Source organism: Micromonospora sp. NBC_00421, from assembly GCF_036017915.1.
Classification (GTDB): domain Bacteria; phylum Actinomycetota; class Actinomycetes; order Mycobacteriales; family Micromonosporaceae; genus Micromonospora.
In genome coordinates, this window is the sequence record NZ_CP107929.1 from 670,265 (window position 1) to 688,664 (window position 18,400).

General features: G+C 68.3%; 21 protein-coding genes. All 21 read right to left on the reverse strand.

The window, feature by feature from the left end; all coding sequences use genetic code 11:
* Window positions 1-29: 29 nt before the first annotated feature.
* Window positions 30-230 carry a hypothetical protein gene (locus OHQ87_RS03245; RefSeq protein WP_328344777.1) on the reverse strand — a complete coding sequence of 67 codons (201 nt, stop codon included), beginning with the start codon at window positions 228-230 and terminating at the stop codon, window positions 30-32.
* A gap of 8 nt (window positions 231-238) precedes the next feature.
* Window positions 239-2,281 carry a right-handed parallel beta-helix repeat-containing protein gene (locus OHQ87_RS03250; RefSeq protein ID WP_328344778.1) on the reverse strand — a complete coding sequence of 681 codons (2,043 nt, stop codon included), beginning with the start codon at window positions 2,279-2,281 and terminating at the stop codon, window positions 239-241.
* A gap of 1 nt (window position 2,282) precedes the next feature.
* The gene (locus tag OHQ87_RS03255; RefSeq protein ID WP_328344779.1) at window positions 2,283-2,696 is read right to left on the reverse strand and encodes a hypothetical protein; all 414 of its coding nucleotides are present in this window, start codon (window positions 2,694-2,696) and stop codon (window positions 2,283-2,285) included.
* A gap of 39 nt (window positions 2,697-2,735) precedes the next feature.
* Entirely contained in the window at window positions 2,736-6,875 is a 4,140-nt protein-coding gene (locus OHQ87_RS03260) for a hypothetical protein (protein ID WP_328344780.1), read from the reverse strand.
* 21 nt (window positions 6,876-6,896) lie between these two features.
* Window positions 6,897-7,061, reverse strand: a complete 165-nt coding sequence (locus OHQ87_RS03265) for a hypothetical protein (protein ID WP_328344783.1) — start codon at window positions 7,059-7,061, stop codon at window positions 6,897-6,899.
* A gap of 29 nt (window positions 7,062-7,090) precedes the next feature.
* The gene (locus tag OHQ87_RS03270; RefSeq protein WP_328344785.1) at window positions 7,091-7,558 is read right to left on the reverse strand and encodes a hypothetical protein; all 468 of its coding nucleotides are present in this window, start codon (window positions 7,556-7,558) and stop codon (window positions 7,091-7,093) included.
* A 74-nt stretch (window positions 7,559-7,632) separates the two neighbouring features.
* Entirely contained in the window at window positions 7,633-8,214 is a 582-nt protein-coding gene (locus tag OHQ87_RS03275) for a phage tail tube protein (protein ID WP_328344787.1), read from the reverse strand.
* A gap of 65 nt (window positions 8,215-8,279) precedes the next feature.
* Complete coding sequence (locus tag OHQ87_RS03280) at window positions 8,280-8,711, reverse strand: hypothetical protein (protein WP_328344789.1); 432 nt, start codon at window positions 8,709-8,711, stop codon at window positions 8,280-8,282.
* Between the two features lie 3 nt (window positions 8,712-8,714).
* Window positions 8,715-9,143 (reverse strand): hypothetical protein, encoded by a 429-nt coding sequence (locus OHQ87_RS03285; RefSeq protein ID WP_328344791.1) that lies wholly within the window; start codon window positions 9,141-9,143, stop codon window positions 8,715-8,717.
* Between the two features lie 11 nt (window positions 9,144-9,154).
* The gene (locus OHQ87_RS03290) at window positions 9,155-9,415 is read right to left on the reverse strand and encodes a hypothetical protein (protein WP_328344793.1); all 261 of its coding nucleotides are present in this window, start codon (window positions 9,413-9,415) and stop codon (window positions 9,155-9,157) included.
* 2 nt (window positions 9,416-9,417) lie between these two features.
* Entirely contained in the window at window positions 9,418-9,636 is a 219-nt protein-coding gene (locus OHQ87_RS03295; RefSeq protein WP_328344795.1) for a hypothetical protein, read from the reverse strand.
* Window positions 9,633-10,166, reverse strand: coding sequence for a hypothetical protein (locus OHQ87_RS03300; protein WP_328344797.1), 534 nt, complete (start codon window positions 10,164-10,166; stop codon window positions 9,633-9,635). Before OHQ87_RS03300 ends, OHQ87_RS03295 begins: the two co-directional genes overlap by 4 nt.
* 1 nt (window position 10,167) lies before the next feature.
* A complete protein-coding gene (locus OHQ87_RS03305) occupies window positions 10,168-10,485 on the reverse strand; it encodes a hypothetical protein (RefSeq protein ID WP_328344799.1) in 318 nt (105 codons plus the stop codon).
* A 26-nt stretch (window positions 10,486-10,511) separates the two neighbouring features.
* Window positions 10,512-13,145: an alkaline phosphatase D family protein gene (locus OHQ87_RS03310; RefSeq protein WP_328344801.1), complete on the reverse strand. Its 2,634-nt coding sequence runs from the start codon at window positions 13,143-13,145 to the stop codon at window positions 10,512-10,514.
* A 31-nt stretch (window positions 13,146-13,176) separates the two neighbouring features.
* The gene (locus OHQ87_RS03315) at window positions 13,177-13,563 is read right to left on the reverse strand and encodes a phage tail fiber protein (RefSeq protein WP_328344803.1); all 387 of its coding nucleotides are present in this window, start codon (window positions 13,561-13,563) and stop codon (window positions 13,177-13,179) included.
* A gap of 70 nt (window positions 13,564-13,633) precedes the next feature.
* The gene (locus OHQ87_RS03320; RefSeq protein ID WP_328344805.1) at window positions 13,634-14,149 is read right to left on the reverse strand and encodes a hypothetical protein; all 516 of its coding nucleotides are present in this window, start codon (window positions 14,147-14,149) and stop codon (window positions 13,634-13,636) included.
* A 10-nt stretch (window positions 14,150-14,159) separates the two neighbouring features.
* Window positions 14,160-15,092: a phage major capsid protein gene (locus tag OHQ87_RS03325; protein ID WP_328344807.1), complete on the reverse strand. Its 933-nt coding sequence runs from the start codon at window positions 15,090-15,092 to the stop codon at window positions 14,160-14,162.
* Window positions 15,093-15,231: 139 nt separating this feature from the next.
* The gene (locus tag OHQ87_RS03330) at window positions 15,232-15,591 is read right to left on the reverse strand and encodes a capsid cement protein (protein WP_328344809.1); all 360 of its coding nucleotides are present in this window, start codon (window positions 15,589-15,591) and stop codon (window positions 15,232-15,234) included.
* Window positions 15,592-15,593: 2 nt separating this feature from the next.
* Complete coding sequence (locus OHQ87_RS03335) at window positions 15,594-17,867, reverse strand: 2'-5' RNA ligase family protein (protein WP_328344812.1); 2,274 nt, start codon at window positions 17,865-17,867, stop codon at window positions 15,594-15,596.
* Window positions 17,868-17,899: 32 nt separating this feature from the next.
* On the reverse strand, window positions 17,900-18,136 hold the full coding sequence (locus tag OHQ87_RS03340; RefSeq protein WP_328344814.1) for a hypothetical protein: 237 nt from the start codon (window positions 18,134-18,136) through the stop codon (window positions 17,900-17,902).
* Window positions 18,136-18,384: a hypothetical protein gene (locus OHQ87_RS03345; RefSeq protein ID WP_328344816.1), complete on the reverse strand. Its 249-nt coding sequence runs from the start codon at window positions 18,382-18,384 to the stop codon at window positions 18,136-18,138. The genes OHQ87_RS03340 and OHQ87_RS03345 overlap by 1 nt, the downstream gene beginning before the upstream one ends.
* Between the last annotated feature and the right edge of the window lie 16 nt (window positions 18,385-18,400).

Consider the following 18,400-nt stretch of genomic DNA (forward strand, 5'->3'; position numbering starts at 1 on the left):
TGAGTCCGAGGTGCGAGAGCGTCGAAAGATCAGGTTGGATTGCCCTCAAGGCCAACGACCCGCCATATGGGCGTGATCACCCACGGCACCTCGGCAGTGGCCCCAGAGTCGGTCCACGCTTGCAGGACACCCACCGCTTCCTCGAAGGTGTCAACCACCTGCGACAGGGCGCTCTGCGAACTGTGAACCCGAAAGCCGGCCTTGACGTCGGCGATGTCTATCGTCGCCATGGTTGCTCCTATCCGATGCCAGCCCACAGCACGTGCTGGCTGGGGGTGTTGCTGCTGGTGGTGATCGACGCCGGTAGCGACGTCTGCGAGGTGCCGTTGGTGGCGAACCGGGTCGTTGAACCGGCAGCCCCCGCGTTGTGCAGGGTGGCGTTCAGGTCACCGCCTCGGTACGGGGCGGGTGGGGTGGTCGCGTTGAACACGAACCCCACCCAGTGCCGGCCGGGGGTGACCGCTGTCGACGACACTGTGGTGGTGCGCATGCCGGTGGTGGTGACGTCCGCGTCGACCCCCGCCGAGACGAGCAGCGTGCCAGTCGAGTTGTACAGGCCGACGAAGTTCTGCCCAGCGGTCGGCGTCGCCCCGGCGGTGAAGTTCCCCCACATGATCTTCGTGACGCTGACGGATCGGGGCACATACACGGCGACCAGGTAGACGGTGCCGGACGTGGTGGTCTTGCCTTGCGCCACGTTTGCGGGATCGAACGACCACGCCGCCAAGCCGACCGATCGGGGGGTGGGTAGGCCAAGCGCCTGCGCCACCACGTCCAGGGACGCACCCAGCACGGTGTCGCCGGTGGCGCGGGAGATGGTGAGCGGCGAGTCCAGTTCCGCCCCTGCATCCGAATGCCGCACCACCGCGAAATCGGAGCCCGCATTCGACCCCGACTCGGAGGTGCCCGTTGCCCGGGTCGCCCAACGGATACCGCCACCCCGGGTGCTGAACAGCACCTCGCGTGCCGCCCCTTGGTTGCCGACGATCACCGCACGGTCGGACGTCGACATGGTGATCGCACCGGTGGACACGTTGACGGTGCCCAGGTTGGTGCCGGGGGCGCGGGCCACCACCAGGGCCGTGTCCTGGATCGCCGCCGTCGTCCCGAGGTAGTGGCCGCCGGCAATGCTCACCCGGTTCGCGCCCGCACCCGCGTACAGGCCGTACTCGGGGGAGCGCAGCCCTGACGAGTTGTCGTCGCGGGCCACATCCGCGTAGCAGCCGTTGAGGATCGCCCCCGGGCCCGTGCCGCTGGCCGGGGCGATGCGGAAGCCGGCCCACCCGCCGGGGGTGATGTTGTCGCCGCGCCCGTCACGCTTGGCGAGGCAGTTGGTGAGCAGCACCGGACTGCCGGCGGTGTGGGCGAGCAAAAACCCGTCCTTACCGGACCGGTCCGTGTCGCAGGCGGTGATCACCAAGTTGTAGCAGGTGCCAGACACTACATACCCGTAGCCGGTGGTCCACTCCGACCGGCAGTTGGTCAACATCACCGCGTTCGGGTTGTTGAGGAGGATGCCGTCGCCGCCGCTGCCCTGGACGTACACCTCCACCAGGTCGGCATCCACCGCACCCGAGCTGCCGCCGGTGGAGTCCCACAGGCGGACACCGTTTCCGCCGCAGTGACTGACCACCACGTTCCGCATTTTGATGCCGGCGGCCCGGTCCATGTCGACGCCGACCCCGGACATCTGCCAGATGGTGGTGTCGCGGATCCCGATGTCCTTCACACCTGAGGCGACGCTGATACCGGCGATCGTCCCGCCAACACTGTTGGTGGCGTTACGGCCGGAGACCGCCAGCCCCTCGATGCGGGGGCCGCCGCCGTAGGCGCTGTCCAAGTAACTGTCGTTGACCGGCGCGGGGTTGACCTGGATGAGGGTGGTGCCGACGAACGCCCCGCCGGTGGCGGGCCGCAGAAACGACCCGATCATGTTGGTGCGGGGTGCAAAATGCGGGGCCCACCCGGCCCCCTGCAACGTGACACCCAAGGTGAGGGTGATCGGCGACGCCAGCCGGTACCGGCCCGGCGGAACCACCACCACATCGCCCTGCACCGCCGCGTTGATGGCGGCCTGAAACGCGGGGGCGTCGTCGGTGACGTCATCACCAGTGGCACCCCACGAGCGGACGTTCAGACTGCGGTACGAGGTTGCGCCGACGATCGCCACAGCGGTGGCGGCATCCGTGGAGGCGGTGGCCAACGCGGTCTCCATTCGGTTCAGTTCGTCGGTGGTGGCCTTGTAGCGGGTCGATGACCACACCTTCGGGGTGAACGGCACGTCAGGTCACCGTGATCTCTCCGGGCAGCGGAGCCACATCCAGCGGCCCATCCACCCACGTCGTCTCTTGCAAGGTCAGGGAAAGGTCGTACCGGTCGACCTCGGTCTTGTACTCGCGGTAGCCCAGCTCGAAATACACGCCGGTGAACCTCTGTCCTCGGTAGTCGCGGTACATGACTTCAAGGCCGATCCACTGCTCCAGGCGTTGCACCTGTGCTGATGTCAGCCGACGCATGGTGAACGCCATGCTGTTGCGGCGGCCAACACTGGTGACCGCCCGCCGCCGACCGCCGCCGTAGGTGCGGACCTCGCCCTCCGCCGACAGGTCCCGTTTGCGGTCGGCGGAGGGGGCGGCCACGAACTCACCCGACGACATCAGGTTGATCCACACCGCTTTCAGGTGCAGGGTCGCCACCCGCCACCCCCATCCGCCGGTTCGTGTCTGCTCAGGGGGTTAGAGGGTGCGGCCCATGTGCAGGGCGTGTGTGCTGGCCCCGTTGATGGCCCGACCAACACCCGGCGCTACCCGGCCGACCGCGTCACCGAGAGCGGCGAGGTCATCCCGCACCCCTTCCAGCAGAACGGCAACCCGGTCCATGGATGCCCCGGTCGACACATGCTCGGTGCGGCCGGACAGGTTGACGCCGACGGTGCCGGAAGGCCAGTCACCGCCGGAGTCGAACAGGCGGGCCGGCATGCGCGGGACGATGCCGCCGAGCCGAGCCGCCCAGTGGTCGTGGGCGTTGCCCCCGGCGAAATTGTGCTGATTCCACACCGCACCCGTGTACCGGTGCTTCTTGCCGTTGAGCAGGTTGTACTCCGGCCACGGGGTGATCAGCTCCTTGGTGACCTTCCGCATGTTGGTGTAAATCCACTCGGCGACGTCGTGGATGGGTGGCACATCGACCGCCCGGTTGGTCGAGTGGTAGCTGCGATTGCCGGTCAAGGTCACCGACCCCGGCCGGTAGCCGGAGATCAACCGCAAACCCGGAAACTGCCCCCGGAGGATGCGCATCATGCCGGCCGATCCGCCTAGCGGTGAGTTGCCGACAACCCCGTTGCCGCCATCCTCACCAGACAAAAAGAAGCTGCCCACACTGTCTAGGACGGCTTTCACTGCCTTGCGGGGCATGGCGGTGACGAGCCGCCCGAACTCGGTGCCCTTGCCCGGCACCAGGTCGATCAATTTGTCGACGACACGGCGGAGGGTGCCCACTGGGTCGGTGACGAAATCCGTCACCCCGGAGATCACATCCCCGGCGGTTTTGCGGGCCTTCGCGGCGGCGTTGTTCAGCGAGCCGAGGATGCCGCCGTCAGCGAAGCCACCCAGCCAGCGTTGCACCCCGGAGACGCCGCCGCTGCGGGCTGCCGCGTTGATGCCGTCCACCCAACCCCGGCCGAGCGCCCGGGTGCCCTCCGGGCGCAGGATCGCCTCACCGCCGGACAGGTCCAACGCGCCGCCAGTAGATGAGACGAAACGGTGCACATCCCGGCCCGGGGTGTAGCCGGGTAGCACGCCGCCACGGGCGAACCCTGGCGGCTTGTCAATCCGATCCACCTTGTCGACGCCGAACTTGCCGGCGATTTTGTTGTACGTGTCGATGATTCCGCTATTGATGACTGTGTCGATGATGAACTTGACCGGCACCTTCGCAACGTCCTTGATCTTCTCCCAGGCTTTCCCGATCGCCGACACGCCCGTTCTGAAAGCCGGCACCACATACTTTTCGAGGAACCCGCCAAGGGCGTTGAACACCGGCTTGATGCCCGTCTCCCACACCGCCGAGATGGTGGCCTTGATGCCGTTCCACACCGGCTTGATCACGTTGTTCCACAACCACGTGAACACGGGGGCGAGTACGTTCTTGACGTAGATTTGGATCAACCCGAACACGATCTTGATCAGCGTCCACGCCACCTCAATAGCGGCACGGATACCCGTCCACGCCGGCTGGATGACCCGCTGCCAGAACCATGTGAACAGGGGTGCCAGGATCTCCGACACGAAGAACCTCAGGCCGGCGAACGCAGGCTTGATCACGTTCTCCCACGCCCACGACACCGCCGTACCGATACCCTCAAACGCAGGCTTGATCACGTTGCGCCACAACCACAAAACCGCCGGCACCACCTGGTTAAGCAGGAAGTCTCTGAGGGCACTCAGCGCAGGCTTGATGTACTGCCCCCACGCCCGAGCCACCACCGCCGAAATGTCGTTGAACGCCGGGACGATCACCTCACGCCACAGCCGCAGCACCGCCGGAATGATCTGGTTAAGCACCACATCCTTGAGCGCGAAGAACGCCGGCTTCAGGTACTGCTCCCACGCAGTCGACACCGCCAACTGAATCCCAGCCCACGCCTTCTGCACGACCGCCCGGAACGTGTCCGACTCCCGGTAGGCGATCACAATCGCAGCGATCAAGGCGAGCACGGCCACCACAATGAGACCAATAGGGTTAGCGGACAATGCGGCGTTGAACGCCCACTGAATACCCGTCCAAACCTTCTGCGCGGCAGCCGCGACTTTCGTCGCGAAAGCCCACGCCTTGGTGGCCACCGTTGCGGCTTTCACGCCCACGTTGTACACCGTCACAGCGGCGGAGATGGCACCAATACCAATGAAGATCTTCGCCAGTGTTTCCGGAGACAGCTTCGTCAGCGCGCCACTCAGCATCACCAAGCCTCGAAGCAGGCCGGCACCCAAAGGTGCCAAGCCTACGACCAGATTCCCGGCCGCCTTGGCAAGGTTCCCCACCAGTTGCAACACAAGCGGCCCATTCGCCCGCACATAGTCCAGAAAGCTCTGGAAACCCTCACTGGCCGACAGTTGCTCAGCCCACGCCGCGAACTTGGCAGTCAGATCAACCAGGCCGGCACCCATGTTGGCGTTGAGCGGTCCGAACGCCTGCAAGATCGAGGCCAGCCCCGTGCCCACATTCAGCGCCGCATCGAACATGGTCGTCAGCGCAGGGGAGGCCGACTTGTCGATGAACGCGAAGAACCGCTTCCACACCGGGCCGGTCAGCGCCTTCGACGCCTTCACCGCCAAATCACCCAGCGTGGAACCGATCTTCCCGACGAACTTCTCCACCTGCGGCAGATACGGCAGCAGATTTTCGATGGCCTTCTGCACCCCCGGCAGCAAACCTGCCTGGGCGGCATTACGGACCCGCCGGAACTCGTCCTTCAACCCGAACAGAAACTTGGCGAATTTCCGCCCGGCCGGCGACAGGCCAGCCATCGCATCCCGCAACTTGCCCATCGCGGACGCACCCGCCGCACCCGACGCGACCGTAGCCTGCCGGTACGAGCGCTGCGCGGCGATCAACTGCTGCTGTGCCTGCTGGATCTGCCGGGCCCCGTCACGTTCCTGCTTCTGCTGCTGCTTGCGGGCATCGGTGACCTGCTGCTGCGCCTGCCGCACCCGCTCGTCCGCGTCAGCGATCCGCTTCCGGACCGCCTCCACCTCGCGGGAACCCTCAACCCCGGCCTTCGACGCGGCGGCCTGCTCGTCGGCCATCTGCTTCCCGCGCCGCTTCAAATCCTCCAACTGGAGAACTTCACGCTCGTAGGTAATGCGAGCCTGTTCCCGCTGCGCCAGCGTCGCCTTCGGGTCGGCGAGCACCTTGTCCAGGGCGGCCTTCGCCTCCGCCACATCCAAGTTGGCTTGCCGCTGGGAGAGGGCGTTCTCCTTCACCGACTGGTTCAGGTCCTCCAGCCGCTGCTTCGCCTGCTTGCGGGCCTCGTTCAGCTCCAGGGCGACATCGCGGGCGTCCTGCTGGGCCCTCGTCAGATCCTTCTCGGCATCCGACACGCGGCGGGCCGCCTGTGCGCTGCCGTCGGCGGCCTGCTCCCGGGCGCGCGCCAGCGACTGCTCCGCGTTGCGTACACCCTCAGCGGCGGAGGTGACCGCGTCGTGGGCGCGCGACAGGGCGGCGGCATTGTCGGCGGCGGCATCCTCGGCCGCACCCATCGCCGACACCGCATCCGAGATGCCGTTGAATGCGAGGGCGACCACACCAAGTCCGGCGAGCGCGGCAATTCCGGCGGCACCGATACCGGCAACCGCAGCGGCAGCGGCAGCGGCCACCGGGATCAGAGTCGGGCCGAGGGAAAGCCCAGCGGTCAGAACCCCACTCAACCCGAACTCGGCGCTGGCCGCGCCCCGGTTGAACGCCCGAGCGAAGCCGCTACCGGAGTTACCGCCCTCGGTGACGAATCGGCCCCGCGCATCACGGAGCCGGCCGTTGGCGTCCCGCACAAACCCTTCGCCGAAACCGTCACCGGCACCCTCGCCTTCGCGAATGAACCGACCCCGTCCGTCTCGCAGGCGGCCGGCGGCGTCCCGCACGAAGTCGTCACCAAACCGGCGACCCGCGCCGGCCCCGGCACCGGAGGTGGACTCCTCCGCTTCACGCCGAAACCGGCCGAAGGCATCCCGTGAACGGCTGGCGAGGCTGCGGGAGAACGAGTCCCCGAACGAGCTGCCAGCCCGGTCACCGGCGCGGGACGCATCCCGTTCGACGTCCCGTTCGAACCCGCTGGTGTCAGCGCGGACCCGCACGAACGCGGTAGCCAGGGGCACACCCACGAGGGGTCACCCCCTCGCGGATCACGCCTGTTGGATCAGATCCTGTAGCCGCCGGTCGGCCGCATCCCAACCCTCAGCGGGGGCGTTCAACCACTCGTCGAACGATGTGAACGCCTTCGCCCGGTCCTTGCCATCCGCCATCACCAGGGCTTGCACCAGATCCCGGCGCAGCCACGCATACGCCAAGTTGCACAGCAGGCGGGGGGTCAGGCCGTCTAGTGGGCTTCGAGCAGTGCGGTAATCGACACCAACTCCCCAGCCCCCTCCGGCACCCGGGGGGACGGCCCCGTTGAGGGCGAGTTCCCCTTCGAGGTCGGGGATGTGGGCTGCGGCCCAGCCGAGGAGTCGGCGGGCCGCTGGGTAGGGCGGGCCGTCAGCACCTGAATGACGTCCGTGACGACCTTGAGCAGGTCGTCTTGGTCGGCCTTTTTGTCGGTGGCGTCCCGCTCGAACCGCGCCCATTCGGGGGCGTCGATGCAGTCTTTGATCAGCGAGTACATGGCGGCCAGGGCTTCCATGTCGTCGGACTCCATGCCGGATCTTGCGGCGACCGCGAACCGCATCAGCGGCATCAGCCCTACGCGGTCGGCGATCCGGTAGTCCTCGCCCATGAAGGTGACCTTCTGCCCACCGCCCACCACATCCACGCCTTCGGCGCGGGCCTGAATCTCATGCACACTCAACCTCTTGCTCCCCTCATCGTGATGTGCGTTCATGCGCCAGGGTGGGGCCGCCACCCCGAACCCCCGGCGTCAGATCAGCCCCGGACAGCCCCAGCGAAGATGTGGTGGTACGGGTTGCCATCGGCCGCCGGCTCGAACTTCCACTCCGTCGGCAGACCCGCGTTGTCGGCACCCTTGCGGCGGGCGATCGACAGGCTTCCCGTCTGAAACGCCTGCTCCGCGTACAGACGCTCCGTCAGATCCTGCGACTCCCAGCCGAGCATGCAGCGGGTTTCCTGCCCGATCGTCGGCGGCGTCAGCTCCGACCGGAGGGTGGCACCCGACCCGGACGTGGCGATCGTGCCGCCGTTGAGCGCCCGCTTGAGGTTCGTGGCGTGGATCTGCATCATCTCGAAGGACATGCCACTGGTGCGACCGGTGGTGACCGTGGCGATCGGGTCCAGGTACTCGGCGGCCTCCACGTCCTCGGTGGACAGCTCGTAGTTGAACTCGTGACCTTCGCGGGTGACCCCCAGCAGCACCCAGCCGACCGGCCACGTGTCGGTGAACACGGAGCCGGAGACGGTGCAGGCGGGAACGCTGGTGCCGAGCGGAGCCCAGTAGAGCCAACCAGCGCCGAACGACAGGGCGTTCTTCGGCGCGACTGCGATAGGCATGGCGGTGTCCTTCCCCCGGCGCTACGCCAGGCGATCGAAGTGGTGCGCGGGTGGTTCGGGTGGCGCTACGCCGCCCGGAGGTAGAAGTCGGCGTCCACAACAAGGCGGGGGCCGGCTTGGTCGGGTGCCCAGTAGGGGCCGCTGATGCTGTCCGGGTCGACGACCAGGCAGACGGCGTTCGCGCCCATGGGTTGTGGTGTGCCGTCGAGGGTGAGCAGCGCATCGCAGTAGGCGAGCGCCGCCGCCGTCGCAGCTTCCTTGGTGGGCCCGTAGATGGATGCGGAGATTCGCGCCCGATGGTCCGGGTTTTCGGGGGAGAGGGCGACACCACCGGGCAACATCGACAGGAGCGCGTAGCAGGTGGGGGCGGCAGCCCTCAACTGGTGCAGATGTGCGCCTTTGGTAAGGGGCTGTCCAACACCTACGAGGGTGCCGGTGAGGGAGTTGACCCAGTCGGCGACCGCACGTTCCGCATCAACGAAGGTGCCCACGGTCACCCCCTACACTTCGCGGCGCAGCACTTCCAACGACGGACGGAGAAACGGCTGCGCCTCGGTGCCGGGGTGGTTCACCTCGTGGCCGAACACGTTGCCGTGCTGGTCGCGCAGCGGGTAGCTGCCGTGGGAACGGATCACATGCGGGCGGGTGCCAAGCTCCACGTCCATCGGGTAGCTGTGCCCGTCGGGTGTGGTGGCGTCTGTGCCGATGTCGACATGCAGGCCGATCTCGTCGCGCCCCAACTGGGACTTGACGTGGTCCCGCATCCATCCGGGCGGGCGACCGTGCGACCCGTCAGGAGAGACGGGGGCGAGTCGCTTCTGCTCGTTGGCGACCCGCTCGCCTTTGATGGCGAGGTCCCGGCCGACCGGCCCCGACTCGGACGCCAGCAGCCGTTGCAGTTCGGCCCGGTTCCACACGACCCGTGCCACTGTTGCCTCCTTCATGCGGTGAGGCTGTGCCCCACCAGATGCCGGTGGAATGCCACCCCACCGGAGACGGTGATCGGGCAGTAGTGGCAGACGATGACGACGCTGTCGGGGTCACACCGGTCGCAGCCCGTCAGGGTGCCGATCTTCTGCAACCCGGACGGCACCATCGCGTACATGTCCGCCTCATACCCGGCGGAGGTGAGGCAGGTGCCACACCATCGGGTGCGAACGTCGTCGGCGACGGCGACCGCGCTGGCAAGTTCCGTGGCCACGGCTATCGGCCCTTAGGAAGGAACGTGGCGTGTGCTGCGCTGTACGCCTCCATGAAGCCACGCGATTCAAGGGCCAGCTTCATCAGGTTTTTAGCGTCCGGGTGCATGTAGATGGCGTAGAACAGGCGTGTGCCTGCGTTGACCTTGGCGATCAGGTCAGCGGCCAGCACGTCACCGGCGACCGGACCGGCAGCAGGGCTGGCGTCCTCGTCGCCGCTCACGAGCGTTCCGGCCCGAACAGGGTGTCGTAGTCGGCGTCCGCGAGCTGCGGAATCGTCGAATCCTCCGCCGTCTCACGGGGCATACCCCGCCACACCGCGTACGCCACCCACTCGGGCTTACGGGCGTTCTGGGCTGGACGCTCCACCGGCTCCACCGGTTCGGCCGTCTGCTCGGCAGCCTGCACGGCCACCACATCCGGCAGCGGGTCCGGCACCACATGCACCGCCGCGTTCAGGTCCGGGTCGCCGCCCAGCACCTCCGGCGGACGGCCGGCCAGCTCGTCACGGGTCATGCCGTCGATGTCCTCTCGCGGCATGCCCTGGCCCAGCCAGTACGCCTCCCAGTCGGCACGGCGCGCGTTCCCGGCCGGGCGTTCGATCACCCCGGCGTGGACGGGCAGCACATGCTCACCCACGACCAGCCCCAGGTTCGACACGGCCGACGCGGGCACGTCATCACCCGGGTTGTAAGCGCGCACCCCGTTGACCTGGATCGGCTGCTGCGCGATGTACTCGGCAGGTGCACGCACGTCAGGCCCCCACAATCCAGTAGGTGACCTCGGACGCGGTGCCGTCGATGGCGAGCGGCACTCGACCGTTGGCGTCGGCGTAGGAGGTCGGCACACGGATCGCGGCGGCAGCACCGGCGGCCACCGTCACCACCCGGGACGCGACCGCCAAGCCGTCGTACAGCGCAGCCACGCTGAGCGTGAGGGTGTGCGATCCGGCACCGGTGTTGCGGGCGATGACCAGCGCACCCGCCGGCACCGTGTCCGAACTGGCGGTGCCGGTCCGCTGGGTCAGAGTCGTGCCCGCGCTCGTCGGCGCTTGGGCCGCATAGTCAGCCATCAGTGTTCGCTTTCTTCAGGGGATGGTCAGAGCAGCCAGTCGCCCCACGCGGGCGCAGCCGGGAAGCTGTAGACAGGCAGCAGCACCGGTTCCGACCCGGCACCACCACCAGCGGCGTCATTCGCGGCGATCAGCCGCAGCAGGTCCGCATCGGCGCGGGCATCCAGCGCGGCAGCCCGAGCTAGGTCGCCGTCGTCGCGGGGGAACGCGCGGACAATCGCAGCCGCCGCCCGCAACGCGGTCACATGCTGCGCCAGCGGGTAGACGGCCTCCGCCAGCAGTCCAACGGCGGCAGCCACCGGCGGCCACGCACCCTCAATCAGCCGCGTGGCCTGCACGTCCGTCGGCGACGTTGCCACGCTGAACGTGCCCAGATATGCCTGCGAACCGGGGGTTACCACATCCACCGTCATGTACGGGATGTGGTCGGCGACCTGGGCCACCGACGGTGCCCACACGGGTAGAGCCACACCGGCCTCCTCGCCTGCGGTGACGGTCGCATCGGCGAGCAGCAGAGTGGCAGCAGCCATGACGGCGGACACGTCGGAAACGGTCACCGCGTCGGCGTCGAAGTCGCTGGCACCGTCCAGGGCTGCTGTCGCCGGCTGCACGGCCACCGCGTCAGCGGTCATGCTCGACGCGCTGCCCAGGGCTGATGCCGCCGAGGCGATGTGTGTCCCGGTCGCGGTGAGCGAAGACCCCGCCGCCAAGGCTGCCGCAGCAGGCGCAACCCGGGTGGCCGAAGCCGTCAACGACGACGCAGCCGACAGGCTGCCGGCAGCAGCCACCGACAGGGGGATGACCGTGGTCATCGACACCCGGGTCACACCATCGAGGGAAGTGATGCCCTTGTAGTCGATGGTGATGCTGCTACCAGCGTCGCTAACATCCAGCCACCCGTACGCCTGCATCGTGGGTCCGCCGAGCGTGTACGTGCCCTGCGACCACGTGTCGGTGGGGGTGGTCGACGACTGTTGGATGGGTGCCCCGCCGGCCTGCGGGATGCCACGCGTGCCGGTGGAGGTGCCGTCGTCAGCCCACAGGTAGTGCCTGTCCCCGGCGATGACGTACACCCGGCCGGGCACGTTGGTCGCCATGTACGTGGACAGTTCGTCGAATTCGTTGGGGTAGCTGCCCCACCTGCCGCTGCCGTTGCCGTCGTCACGCCACGGGTAGTTGGCGCACACGATCTTGACGGGCTCGGCGGCGACGAGCTGCGCCTTGAACCAGCTCTTCTGCTCGACACCCAGCATCGTCTTGGTCGGGCTGTTGCTGGTGGCCTGCGGATCCCGGTAGGAGCGCACATCCAACTGGATAAGCCGAACCCTGCCGACCACCCACGTGAAGTACATGCCCCGGCCGTTGGTGGCGGGCAGCGGGTAGGTGGGAAACAGGCGACGCCACTGTGCGGCCACCAGATCACCGGCCGCCGCAGTCCGGTCGGACGTGTCGCCACCCCAGTCGTGGTTGTCGACCTCATACGCGAGGGGGATCTTCGCCACCGTCGGGGCCATGCTCGCCGACCCCAACGACGTCATGTACTGGGCGAGTAGCTGCGCGGCAGTGGTGGTGCCGTCCGGGTCCAGGTAGTGCATGTCGCCCCCGTGGGAGCCGAACAACGCCCGCCCGTACGGGCCGTTGCGGGCGAGGATCGCCGCGAACGTGGAATCGGTGGGGGCGTTGAACTGGCACGACGAAAACCACAGGGAGAACGACGCCTGCGATCCGGCGGCGGGGAACGTCTTGACCTCACCCCGACCGCCGGTCAGCAGCAGACCGTCGGCTTCCACCCCGAAGTAGTAGGCGGTGTTCGCGGTCAAACCGGTTACCGGGAGTTGCACGATACCGTCGGCGTCGGGGGCCACCGTGCTGCCGTACACGGGTGAGGTGAGACCAGAGTTGGTGGACACCACCAGCCGCGCCGACGCCGTGTTAGCCAGCCGGTAGGCGCCGGTGAACCCGGTGGGGCCGACCGCACCCGACCACGGGCCGACCTGTACTGCCGCCGCCGACGGGATGGCCGGGTAGCCGGAAGTAGACCAGTCAACGTCATCGACGACGACGGTGTAGCTGTTGACGCCGGAGCGGACCGCCCCCACCTGCAACTTGCACAGCCCAGCAGCGCCGCTGGTGTTCTGGTTCGCGGCGCTGGCCAGCGTCTCGGCGATGTTGCCGGCGGCATCCCAAATCCGCATCTCCATCTGCCCCACGGACGTGGAGAAGACGAGCACAGCCACACCGGCATCCGCCCACGTGTTCGCGGTGAGCGTCAGGGTGGAGGTGGCGAGCACCGTCCCGGCCGCGTTACGGAGTTGCAGTTTGCCGCTGTCGATCAGCCGGACCTCGGCCCGGAACGAGCCGGTGGAGTCGGCGACCAGGATGATGCGCATCCCGGTGGAGTCCGGGGGGAGCACTGGCACACGGAACCGCAACCGTCCGAACACCTGGCCGGTCGAGTTGACGTTGACGCTGGTGGTGCGCTCGGCATAGCAGATCCCCCCGGCGGTGCCGGTGGTCAACTGCATGCACTGGCTGCCTCGGTAGGGCAGGGTGTTGATGATGGTCGCGCCACCACCGGCCGGGCTGGCAATGAAGTCGAACCCGGCGGTGGCTGCGCTGGCCGCGCCAAGGGTTAGACCCTCGAAGGTGGAGACAGCCACGGCACCCCCCGGCGGGCTGGTAGGCGGGCGGTCAGGTCAAGGCGACGATGACCGACCCGATGGCGAACTGGACGCTGTCGCCGGCCTGCACGGTTTTCGACGCCGACAGGGCACCCCACCAGCAGCGGCGCGGCGAACCAGACGAGTCGAACACCTCCAACCCGACCACCGTGGTTGCCGGCATGCCTGCGAAGGTGATGAGCGCCGTGTTGGAAGCGGACCCACCCGAGGCAGCACCGAACACCACGGTCTGCCGGGCGTACGAACCACCCGTCACCTCCGTGCCGGCAGCCGACGCCGACCCGTTGGCGGTCACCAGCGCCAACTTCATCGGACCGGTCGGGGCGGCGAACGCGGCGGCACCCAGTGACGCGTCAAGCAGCCGGTTCGCCTCAGCCTGCGTCAGGTTGTTGGCCATGCGGAGCCTTCCTGCTCAGCCCAACCCGACGCCACCCACCCCCGTGGGCAGGTGGCGTCGGGTGCGGGGGTCACTGCTGGCGGGACTTCGCCAGGTCGATCAGCGCCTGCTTGTCCTGGCCGGCGAGGTCGTCGTAGCTGCCGCCCTGCGCGACGTGGTACTCCACCCACACGTCCTGACCGTGGGACGACTTCGGCGGCGAACCGTCGGTCGGGAGCTTCCCCCGCGCCGCAGCGCGCTTCGTCGCCAGCGCCTCACCGGCGTCCTCCGTGGAGGTCCGCTCCGGCAGCCGCGACTCGGCCTGCTCGCCGGTCGTCGCATTCGCCGCATCGAACTGCTCACCAGGATCGCCGTCCGCGCCCACCCGCTCGGTGTCGGCGACCACCGCCCCCGCCGAGTCGACGCCCACATCCTGCGAACCGCCGACCTTCTCGATCAGCCCCACCGACAGGTTGTGCTCGATCTGCCCCGGCTTCGCGTCCGCCGGGACAGTCTGACCCCGGTAGAACATGACCCGCTGGTGGCCGGCGTCGGTGACCGTGTCGAACTGGGCGCAGTGCCCCGTCACCACATACGTGTCTGCCATGACTGTCTCCTCAGCTGCCAGTGCCGGTGATACGGATGCCGGCACCCGGCTCGGTGACGATCGGAACGGTCAGGCGACGCGCCCACAGATCCCAGCCGTCACGCTCCGGCCGGCGCATCGTCTGCACCTGGATGTTGTAGGCACCGGTCGCGTAGCCCGGGTCCTGGTTGACCTCGTCGGCCATGCCGCCGAGCTGCTTCGAATCGATGACCCACACGTCGTTCGACGGCAGGTTCGCGGCGCTGGTGTAGACGACCTTGAACTTGCCGACCCGGTCGATGTCACCGCCGTAGATCGGGTTGTCGGTGGCTTCCCGACGCCGCAGGTTCGCGATGATCGGGTCAGACATGAGCAGCGCGTACTTGCTGGTGGACATGAGCAGCAGGTCCGGGTTGTAGCCCATGTTCAGGTCGGTGATCTTCGCCGCCGCGACCTCGACGTCACGGAAGATCGACGCCGAGGCGTTGTCCCACGTGGCGGTCGCGGCCTGGGTGGCGGTGATCGCCGACGACACTGCCGCCGTCGACAGTCCCTCGATCTTGTTGGCGACGGTGTTGACGGCCTTCGTCAGCTGCCGGTCCACCTCGTCACCGGCGTACACGGATCGCTTGATCCGTTCGTCGCTGATGAAGAACGCCTCACCCCACTTGGTGACCGCAGCCAGTGCGGCGACACCCTGCGCGGGGGTGTCACGCGGGTACTCGGAGCCGGGGGCGACGGCCTTCACCGGCCGGGTGTTCAGGAACGGCTCCGACACCTCGTACATGACGGCCCCACCGGACGAGCGGAACCGCTGGGTGAGGATCTGGTCGGAGATGAACCGCAGGTCGGTGAGGTCCCGCAGCCGCCGGCCGATGAGGGTCGGGGACTGGAGGAACCGGGAGATGGTGACGAGTTCACCGGAGATGGTGGGGGCGGCCGGCGGGTAGCTCGGTCCGGGCATGGGGGGTGTGTCCCTTCTGGGGGTGCCCGGTTTCCGGGCATGCAGTTCAGGCCCGCCACCGGGGGGTGGTCGGGCCTGCGAAGTTCGAGCGGGTTGGGTGACACCCGCCCAGCGGGGGCGGGTGTCTACCGGTGGAGGGTCAGATTTCCATCCACGTCACGGACGCACCGTCCGCAGCGGTGGTCAGCGCCACGCCGATGTTGGTGACCCCGGCCGTCGCCGATGCGACCGTGCCGGCGGCACCAGCGTCAACGCGGGCAGCGGCGGTGATCGCACCCGACGCGGTGGAGATGTGAGTGATGCCCCGAGCGAACACCGTGACCGAGCCGTTGGTGGCAGCATCGAAGGCTGCCACCCCGACGACCGCCGGGCTTGCGGCACCGGCGGGGGCGACGGTGCCGGAGCCGGAGACGGCAACGACCTGCCCACCGGTGATCGTCGCGGACGCTTGGAGGGTGATCTCGTGACCGGGAACGTAATCCGGGGTGTAGTCGCCCATGGTTACGCCTCCTTGCTGAACGGGGTGGAGAACAGGCCGGCGATGTCGTCGGGCACGTCCACGGGGTTGGTGGTGTCGTCGCCGCCGGTGTAGCCGGACGCGGCCACCGGAACAGCGGTGTTGGGGGCGATCGACGCCAGGATCTCCGTGATGACCTCGGGGGCCCGGTCGTAGCGGGCCTCCCAGCCCTCACGGTCGGCCGGCTTCAGCTTCCCGGCCGCGACGGCACCGTCGAACAGGTTCTTCTTGGTGTCGGCGGCAGCGGAGGCGTTGATGCGGGCCAGCTCACCGGACAGGCGGGCGATCTCGGCCTTCATCTCGTCGTCGCGGGCCGCCGACGCGGCGACCTGCTCCGGGTTGGGCTGCTCGTCGGCCTTCGTCTTGAGGGCGTCGAGCGCCGCCAGGATGGCGGTGTCGTCGGCGTCCTCGGTGAGGCCGAGCCGCGAGCGCACGTCGGTGCTCAGAGTGGACACAGGGTCCTCTCCCTTCGGGTCGGTGGATGGTGCGGTTTCCGGCTCGGCGGCCGGGGGTTCGGGGGCCGGTGCAGCGGCCGGTTCCGGGGGCGGTACCGGGTTCGGTTCACCGGCGGTCACCTCCGGGGTGTTGTCTCGCCCGGCGGGCAGGCTGTGCAGCGGCGTTACCGGCGGCGGGGCGGGGCGGGACTCGTCCCGGGACGCGTACACCGCCACCGACGCGGCGACCTGCTCTGCCGGCACGTAGTCGAGGGCCACCTTGCGGGGCTCCCCGAACGTCACCGTGTCCCCGTCGACCGTGACGGGCACTGCGAGGGTGGTCCGGTCGGTGTCGTCCATAACGATCACGTCGGAGGCGCGCACCTGCACGATGTACTGCTGCACGGGTGCGGTTGCGTTCCAGGCGGCCTTGATCCGGTCCGCCGCGTCGGGCTGCGGGTTGGGCATGTCGGCTCCTTGTCCGGCGGAGGCGGTCTTCTTCTGGTTCGGCATGTGACCGAACACGTCGCGGTACCAAGCGGAGGTGACCCGCTTCGCCTTGACCGGGTCCATGAACTTCTTGAGGTAGGAGAAGAGGGCTCGCCACGGGTGCGGCTTGTCGCGCCACTTGGCCAGCCCTTCCGGGTCTTTCGTCCAGTACCGCTTGAGCCGGTTCTCGTCGCTGCCGTCTGCCGCCGCCACCATGCCGTCGTCGCGGGCGAAGGGGATGGAGTCGTACTGGTAGCTGTCATCGGTCGACGTGAGGGGAATGTCGGTGCGGTCACCGCCGAACACCACCCGCACCCGGTCGAATCGGATCGGCCCCACCCGGTCGGTAAGGGCTGCCAGCTTGGTGAGGTCATCGGTGTAGGCGAGCGTCAGATGCGCCACCCACGGCTCGTGCTGCGCCGGTAGTTCCAGCAGGGTCTCGGCCTGCACATCACGGACGGTGGTCCGACACAGGTACTGCGCGTCGGCGACATATTCACCCGACACGCCCAGGACAACGCAGGTGTCCCGGTCGGCGCGGCCAGGGTTGAACACGCTCAACGCGAACCCGTCCGCGTCCACCGGAGGGAAACCGGTGGTGGCGCGGCTGATGGCGTCGACCAGCCGGTTGCGTGCCTTGTCGGGAATCTGGGATGCCTCACCCAGGTACATGAGGGTGACGTGCAGTTCGTCGGCTGCTTCGCCGCCGTCAACGGCCAGCCGCGCGGCGTCGGCTTCGGTGGGAATGAGCGCCACCATCGCGCCCGTGTGCTGCGCGGGTTCGGCGGCGGTGATCCGGATGGAGATACGCACCTCCCCTTCCGGCGCGTCAGCGGAGGCGGCCAGCCCGTACAGGGCGCGCACGTCGGCGAGGGATTGCAGGCTGGTGAGGGTGCCGACACCGGGTCGGGTCACCCCGAGTAGGGCGACACCGTCCAGCACGAATGGGTGGGTGTGCCCGAGCTGGCAGCGCCGGTTGTACGCGCCCTCCACGGACCGGTCCGGGTAGGCGGACGCCATCACCTGATCCAGCCAGGCAGGCACCCCAACGTAGTCGCCGATGAGGGTGTGACCGCCGTCGACCAGACGCAGGTTCTCCACCCAGCCGATCGCAGGCTCACCGTCCCCGCCGTCGGTGGAGGCGCGGGGGGTGAACCGGCTGTCGGTGTGCCCGATCCACAGCACAGGCCGGCGGATCGCCGGGCACTGCTGGGCGGCAACAGCGGCGGCCAGGTCGGCGGGGGAGGCATCCCACCGCCCGGATGACAGCGCCCACGATCCAGCGCGCACCAGTTCCACACCGTCGCGGCGCACCAGTTTCACGGTGTCGGACATCAGCCCTCCCGCCTGCTGGTCGGTAAGTGCAGTCAGGAGCGCCACGCCCCGCGCTCGCGGAGGATGGCGCGGGCCTGCGGTGCCCAGTCCTGCGGGCGCGTGGCGATTGGCGAGTTGAGCGCAGGCCGGCGGAACAGGCTGAGGTCCAACGGCGCGGGCTGTCGGATGGTGGGTAGCGGCGGAAGGCATCCGCTGCACGATCCGAGGCAGGCCGGGTAGTGCAGGCTGTTGCCGTACTGCTGCGGTTCCATGTCGATGGGGTCGTCCATCAGACCCGCTCCGGCCAGTGCCAGGAACCGCCAGCCTGCTCGTTTTCCTGGTTGTGGCAGCCACCAGCGGCCAGCGAGTGGAAGAACATGCCGGTCGGGTTCAGGACGCACAGGCCGACGATGTTGTTCTCCCCGACCTCGGTGACGATGGCGGACCGGCACTCCGAGGTGAACGCCTGGCTGCCGTCGCTGCGCGGCGGGGTGCCGTGGCTGACGTAGTGCACGATGCGGCCAACGGTCGGCTTCATTCCGCCACCGTCCTTT

What these genes read in the sequence shown, in the direction of transcription:
- OHQ87_RS03340 (WP_328344814.1), bottom strand. Translation starts at nt 18,136, where the DNA reads ATGGACGACCCCATCGACATGGAACCGCAGCAGTACGGCAACAGCCTG.
- OHQ87_RS03305 (WP_328344799.1), bottom strand. Translation starts at nt 10,485, where the DNA reads ATGGCTGACTATGCGGCCCAAGCGCCGACGAGCGCGGGCACGACTCTG.
- OHQ87_RS03325 (WP_328344807.1), bottom strand. Translation starts at nt 15,092, where the DNA reads ATGCCCGGACCGAGCTACCCGCCGGCCGCCCCCACCATCTCCGGTGAA.
- OHQ87_RS03245 (WP_328344777.1), bottom strand. Translation starts at nt 230, where the DNA reads ATGGCGACGATAGACATCGCCGACGTCAAGGCCGGCTTTCGGGTTCAC.
- OHQ87_RS03335 (WP_328344812.1), bottom strand. Translation starts at nt 17,867, where the DNA reads ATGTCCGACACCGTGAAACTGGTGCGCCGCGACGGTGTGGAACTGGTG.
- OHQ87_RS03275 (WP_328344787.1), bottom strand. Translation starts at nt 8,214, where the DNA reads ATGCCTATCGCAGTCGCGCCGAAGAACGCCCTGTCGTTCGGCGCTGGT.
- OHQ87_RS03330 (WP_328344809.1), bottom strand. Translation starts at nt 15,591, where the DNA reads ATGGGCGACTACACCCCGGATTACGTTCCCGGTCACGAGATCACCCTC.
- OHQ87_RS03315 (WP_328344803.1), bottom strand. Translation starts at nt 13,563, where the DNA reads ATGGCCAACAACCTGACGCAGGCTGAGGCGAACCGGCTGCTTGACGCG.
- OHQ87_RS03345 (WP_328344816.1), bottom strand. Translation starts at nt 18,384, where the DNA reads ATGAAGCCGACCGTTGGCCGCATCGTGCACTACGTCAGCCACGGCACC.
- OHQ87_RS03320 (WP_328344805.1), bottom strand. Translation starts at nt 14,149, where the DNA reads ATGGCAGACACGTATGTGGTGACGGGGCACTGCGCCCAGTTCGACACG.